This window comes from Tabrizicola sp. (assembly GCF_051645465.1).
In the GTDB taxonomy this organism is placed as follows: Bacteria; Pseudomonadota; Alphaproteobacteria; order Rhodobacterales; family Rhodobacteraceae; genus Tabrizicola.
In genome coordinates this window covers 22,462-28,666 of sequence record NZ_JBOFBI010000091.1, presented here as the reverse complement: position 1 = coordinate 28,666, position 6,205 = coordinate 22,462, and the positions used below count along the sequence as shown (strand labels likewise).

At 63.2% G+C, this 6,205-nt stretch carries 6 protein-coding genes; 5 read left to right on the top strand and 1 reads right to left on the bottom strand.

Annotated elements, in window-relative coordinates; genetic code table 11:
- The 5 genes from ACRCSW_RS06095 to ACRCSW_RS06075 all read left to right on the top strand — a co-directional run.
- On the top strand, positions 1-120 hold a 120-nt coding region (locus ACRCSW_RS06095), incomplete at its 5' end, for a P-II family nitrogen regulator (protein WP_438703465.1).
- Between the two features lie 35 nt (positions 121-155).
- Positions 156-1,571 carry an ammonium transporter gene (locus ACRCSW_RS06090; protein ID WP_438703463.1) on the top strand — a complete coding sequence of 472 codons (1,416 nt, stop codon included), beginning with the start codon at positions 156-158 and terminating at the stop codon, positions 1,569-1,571.
- Positions 1,572-1,804: 233 nt separating this feature from the next.
- Positions 1,805-2,668: a DMT family transporter gene (locus tag ACRCSW_RS06085; protein ID WP_438703461.1), complete on the top strand. Its 864-nt coding sequence runs from the start codon at positions 1,805-1,807 to the stop codon at positions 2,666-2,668.
- A gap of 165 nt (positions 2,669-2,833) precedes the next feature.
- Entirely contained in the window at positions 2,834-3,874 is a 1,041-nt protein-coding gene (locus ACRCSW_RS06080) for an AbiJ-NTD4 domain-containing protein (protein ID WP_438703460.1), read from the top strand.
- Between the two features lie 143 nt (positions 3,875-4,017).
- Complete coding sequence (locus tag ACRCSW_RS06075) at positions 4,018-4,830, top strand: aminoglycoside phosphotransferase family protein (protein WP_438703458.1); 813 nt, start codon at positions 4,018-4,020, stop codon at positions 4,828-4,830.
- Positions 4,831-4,960: 130 nt separating this feature from the next.
- Here ACRCSW_RS06075 and ACRCSW_RS06070 read toward each other — a convergent pair whose 3' ends face one another.
- A complete protein-coding gene (locus ACRCSW_RS06070) occupies positions 4,961-6,139 on the bottom strand; it encodes an aromatic amino acid transaminase (RefSeq protein ID WP_438703456.1) in 1,179 nt (392 codons plus the stop codon).
- Positions 6,140-6,205 lie beyond the last annotated feature (66 nt).

Sequence of the window (6,205 nt, the reverse complement as noted above, 5' to 3'; positions counted from 1 at the left end):
GTTTCGACCATCCAGAAGACGGCCAAGACCGACAAGATCGGCGACGGAAAGATTTTCGTCCTCGACGTAGAACACGCCGTGCGGGTGCGCACCGGCGAAACCGATGACGACGCGCTTTGAAGCGGTGGGGAAGAGGGGAAACACCTGAAATGAATATGAAAACGAAACTCGCAGGCCTTGGGGCGCTTGGAGCCTCGCTTCTGGCTTGCCTGCCCGCGCTTGCGCAGGACGGTCCGATCCTGAACCCGACCGTCGAACAGATGAGGACGATGGTCGACAAGGGCGACACGACCTGGATGCTGATCTCGTCGGCCCTGGTGCTGATGATGGCGATCCCGGCGCTGGCGCTCTTCTACGGCGGCCTTGTCCGCACCAAGAACATGCTCAGCCTTCTGATGCAGGTCCTGATCATCGTGTCGATCTGCGCGGTGATGTGGGTCCTCGTCGGCTACAGCCTCGCCTTCACTCCCGGTTCGCCCTACATCGGCGGCCTCGCCAAAGCCATGCTCGCGGGCGTCAGCATCGACAGCTATGCCGCCACCTTCTCGAACAACGTCTACATCCCGGAATATGCCTTCGTGATCTTCCAGATGACCTTCGCCTGCATCACGCCGGCGCTGATCATCGGGGCCTTCGCCGAACGCATCAAGTTCTGGCCGCTGATCGTCTTCGTGGTGGGCTGGTCGCTTCTGTCCTACTACCCGATCGCCCACATGGTGTGGTTCTGGGCCGGCCCGGACTTCCTGTCGGTGCCTGAGTTTGCCAACGACAAGGGCCTTCTCTGGGGCTGGGGAGCACTCGACTTCGCTGGCGGCACGGTGGTGCATATCAACGCCGGTATCGCGGGCCTTGTCGGCTGCCTCATCGTCGGCAAGCGGGTCGGCTTCAACAAGGAACCGATGCCGCCGCACAGCCTGACGCTGACGATGGTCGGTGCCTCGCTCCTCTGGGTCGGCTGGTTCGGCTTCAACGCCGGTTCGAACCTCGAATCGAACGGCGTAACCGCGCTTGCCTTCCTCAACACCTTCGTGGCCACCGCCGGCGCGACCCTATCCTGGGTGCTGGTCGAACAGATCCGCCACGGTCGCCCCTCGCTTCTGGGTGCGGTGACGGGCGCGGTTGCGGGCCTTGTCGCCATCACTCCGGCGGCAGGTTTTGCCTCGCCCGGCGGCGCGCTGGTGCTCGGCCTCATCGTCTCGCCGATCTGCTTCATCTTCGTCTCGACGGTGAAGAAGTCGTTCGGCTACGACGACAGCCTTGACGTCTTCGGTGTCCATGCCATCGGCGGCATCATCGGCGCGATCGGCACCGGCATCGTCGCCGACCCGGCACTCGGCGGGCAGAGCTACTACGACTACACCGTCTTCCCGGCGGCGGTGGCCGAGTATGCCATGGGCGCCCAGGTCTGGATCCAGGTCCAGGCGGTCGCGGTCACTGTGCTCTGGACCGGGATCGTCTCGGCCGTCCTGTTCTTCGTGATCAAGATGGTCTTCGGCCTCCGGCCCTCGCCCGACGACGAACGGCAGGGTCTTGACCAGACCTCGCACGGCGAAAGCGCCTACAACTACTAAGCTTCGCGATCGGTGGCAGGCGTCCTCCCTCCCAGCCTGCCACCGGGAAGACGGCGGCCCGCGGTTCCTCCCCCGCGGGCCGTCTGTCATTTCCAAGGGACCCCTCCGCGTTCGACTGCGTCTCCTCGTCGGAACGGCAGCGAGGAGTGACGAAGTCATCGACGAGCACCCGCCCGCGTCCTTCCTTCTTCTGCAACCCGCCGCTAGGGTTCACCCCGACGAAGGAGTGTCCCATGCAACCCGAAGGCAGACCGCTGCGTGGCGTGGCTTTTGTGGTGGTGGCGACGTTTCTCTTCGCCTCGGCCGACACGCTGGGCAAACACCTGGCGCTCCTTTACGCCGCAACGCTCGTCCTTGCCGTCCGTTTCGCGGTCAACCTTGCGCTGGTCACGCTCATCATGTGGCCGCGCCACCGCGCCGCGCTCTGGCAGACCGACCGGACGGGGCTGGTCATCCTGCGCGGCCTTTGCCTGGCGCTGGCCTCGATCAGCATGCTCCTGGCCCTGAAGCTCATGCCCGTCGCCGAGACTGTCGCGATCATCTACATCGCCCCGGTCCTTGTGATGCTGGCCGCCGGAACCCTGCTGGACGAAAAGGTCGGCCTTCTTGGCTGGATCAGTGCCGCACTGGGCTTCGCAGGCGTCCTGCTGATCGCCCGCCCCGGGAGCGGGCTTGACCCGTTCGGCGTGGCGCTGGGGCTGGCCAATGCAGTTCTCGCGACCGGCTACCACCTCCTGACCCGCATGCTGTCCCGAACGGAAAGCACCATGGCGCTGATGTTCCACACCGCTCTGGTCGGCGCGGTGGCATTTGCCGCTGTCGTGATGACCCTTGGAACCGGCCCCCTGCCGGGCGTGTTCGATGCCGCACTGATGCTTGCCCTTGGCGCGCTGGCCACCGCAGGTCACCTCCTTTTCACCTCGGCCTACCGCGAGGCGCCCGCCTCGACCCTCGCCCCCGTCAACTACATGCACATCGCCTTTGCCACAGTGCTGGGCTGGCTGGTGTTTCAGCAAATCCCTGAGGCCTTGAGCTTCCTCGGCATGGCCGCGATCGCCGCCGCTGGCCTTCTGGCGGCCTGGCGGGCCAGCCGGTAGGGGCCAGGTACTTGCTGGTTCTCACTAAATCTGGCACCCGATGGCTCGTGCTTTGACAACGCTGGTTGCTGTCGGCTTTGCGGACCAAGCGGTAGTTCAGAGCTACGCTGAAGCACGGAATTCGCACCCACTTGCGTGGCGACCGTTGTTCTGTCTTATGTACCCATGCTCATCGACATTTTTGCACGCCGATACGAAAACAAACCGCTGCGTGCCAGCTTCGAGCAGCGCGACAGTCGTCTTCTTGTTCAGGCATTTCGCATCCTCGCAGAGGATATGTATCCATACTATCGAGAAGGTAAAGAAGACCCAATGGGCGTTGCGGCCTGGACTGCCTTGCACAGCAGTCTTTCGCGCGAACTAGGTGTGAAGGAGCTGTCGCCGGTGTGGTTCTCACACACCACAAAGTGGAACGGAAACGATCACGTCCAGACGCACAAGAACACAATGGTCACAGTCTGTGAGAATTGGCTGACTAAGGCAGCCTCGGGTTCTCCCGACGTGCATATCAAAGAGTGCCTTAGCCTCATCGAACTTGGCTTCCGGCGACGTGAAAACGAAATTGCTGCCATGAATGCATCAGCCATTACCGATGGCGAGCGGCTCTTGGCCTCGTTATCCCGCTCCAGTTTGCGAGTGCCGGGCGATCCACTAGAGGGCGCCCGAACACAGCGAGAGACGAAAACAGCAGCTTTCCGTGCGAATGTTGATGAACTGAACGCACGGTTTCGTCAGGCTGGATACCCTTTGAATTACCACAACGGCTTCATCCAGATATTGACCGACGACTTAGTCCAGAAGGAGGTTGAGACCCCATTCTGGAGATTGGTCGCTGACGCCGTGTGGAACAATGTCGATTTAGACATGAAGGAGGCCCTTGACCTGAGGGACACCGATGGGCGTGACCCAGCTTTCTACGCGGCACGTGCCTTGGAAAGCACTATCAAGATCATTTCCGATCAGAAAGGCTGGACGCACGGCGGGGAAAAAGGCGCGCATAATTACATCGAAAACCTCGCATCTAAGAAGAATGGCTTCATCACTTCTTGGGAAAGCACCTCGCTGAAAGAGTTCTTCACCCACGTCCGCAACCCGTTTGGGCATGGTGCTGGCAGCTCCCAGATGCCGAGTTTGTCGGCCCCGCAGACGGAATGGGCGATCGAATTTAGCATGAGCTGGATAAAGAATCTAATACACCGCCTATAGTTATTCTGTATGACTTCGCTCGCGCGCGAAACGGACGTCCACTTCGGGCTCAAAGTGCCACGCCAGTAGCGCCATCATCATGCAAGCTCTTGGGTGGCGAAGGTTCCTGCAGTCGAGCGCAGAAATACATGCGAGCATGCACAATGATGACCCTTGCCGCCTGCCTCTCCCAATGGCACCTCACCGCGCCGCATCAGATTGCCCAGACCGCCACCAGCACGGTCTGGAAGGTCACGCAGCCCAACGGCCAGCCCGCCGTCCTGAAACTCCTGCGCCCGGAGGAAACGGAAGAGGCCCGCGGGGCCGACTACCTTGAGGCGCTTGCGGGGCAGGGCGCAGTCCGGGTCTATGCCCGCAGCGGTCAAGCGATCCTGATGGAGTGGTGTGACGGTCCACCCCTCGGCGATCTCTGCCGCACCGGGCAGGACCTGGCTGCAACCGAGGTTCTCTGCGATGTCATCCAGACCCTGCATGCCGCCCGGCTTGCCCGATCCGGGTTGGAGCCGCTGGAAACCCGGATGCTCCCACTGACCCAACCCCAGCTTCCAGGCGATCTCGCCACCGCTGCCGAAATCGCCCGGGCGCTTCTGGCCGATCCGGTGCCCCGCACGGCGCTCCATGGCGATCTGCATCACGACAACGTCCTGCAAACCCCGCGCGGGTGGCTCGCGATCGACCCCAAGGGTGTCTGGGGCGACCCGGCCTACGAGACGGCGAATGCCTTCCGCAACCCCGATGGCGCGGGCGATCTGCTCTTCCAACCGGCCCGCATCGACCACCTGACCGACCGCTTCGCGCATCGCCTCGGCCAGCCCCCGCGCCGCCTTCTCGGCTGGGCAGCCGCCCACTGTGTGCTCTCGACCTTCTGGTCCCGCGAGGCCGGGCTGGACATCGCCGCCGACTTCCGCCTCTTGCCCATTCTGCTGGCGGCATTTGCAAGGGCGGCCGAATCCTAACCGAAAGTAAACAGAGGCCTCCAAGCCACTGATCTAAAAGGGCTCAAAATTCTGGGCACTGTGCCCACCCAACCGACGAGGAGACGCAGTCGAACGAGGAGGAGACCCAGAAGACCCAACTATGCGGCGCTCAGGAAATCACCGTCGCAATCGCCGCCGCCAGCACCGGCACCGTCTTCGCATTCAGCCCGGCGATGTTGATCCGGCTGTCACCCACCATGTAGATGCCATGCTCGTCCCGCAGCCGGTTCACCTGCGCCTCGGTCAGACCCAACCGACTGAACATGCCCCGGTGGGAAGCCACGAAATCGAAGCGGTCCGAGTTCGTCGCCCGCCGCAACTCATCGGCCAGCTGCTTGCGCAGGCCCAGCATGTTCTGCCGCACCTCCTCCAGCTCGGCCTTCCACTCGGCGGTCAGCGCCTGATCCTCCAGGATCATCGTCACCAGCCGCGCGCCGTGGTCCGGCGGGAAGCTGTAGTTCTGGCGGTTGAGGAAGTTGAGGTTCCCCTGCACCACGGCTTTCCGATCCGCCGAGGTCAGCGCGATCAGTATCCCCGTCCGCTCACGGTAGATGCCGAAGTTCTTGGAACACGAGGCCGCGATCAGCACCTCCGGGAACGCCGCCGCGATCTTCCGGGTGGCGGCTGCATCCTCCTCCAGCCCGTCGCCAAAGCCCTGATAGGCGAGATCGACAAACGGCACCGCGCCCTTCGCGACCAGAAGCTTGATCACCTGATCCCACTCCGCCGCGTCAAGGTTCGCCCCCGTCGGGTTGTGGCAGCAGCCGTGTAGAAGCACCGCATCCCCGGCCACAACGCCCTCCAGGTCGGCCATCAGCCCTGCGAAATCGATGCCCGAAGTCGCGACGTCGAAGTACCGGTACTCGACCCCCGTCATCCCCAGATACTTCACGATCGAAGGATGGTTCGGCCAGGTCGGCGCCGACATCCAGACGCGGGCGTTGGGGTTCGCCATCCGGATCAGCTCCAGCGCCTGCCGTACCGCCCCCGTCCCACCGGGCGTCGCGACTGATGCCGCGCGGTCGGCGTAGCCGTCGCCGAGGATCATCCTGACAAGCGCCGCGTTGTAGGCGGGCTCGCCGGCCAGACCGGTGTAGGTCTTGGTAGTCTCCACCTCCCAAAGCTTCTTCTCCGCCGCCTTCACCGCCCGCATCACCGGGGTCAGGCCGGTCGCATCCTTGTAGACGCCGACGCCAAGGTCGATCTTCGCGGTCCGTGGGTCATCGCGGAACATGGCGATAAGGGCCAGGATCTTGTCCTGCGGCTGGGGGTTCAGGGTTTCAAGCATCGGGGGTTCCCAGGGTTTTGAGTGGGCCAAGGCCAAGTGCCACAAGCAGCACGGGACGGCAAGCCG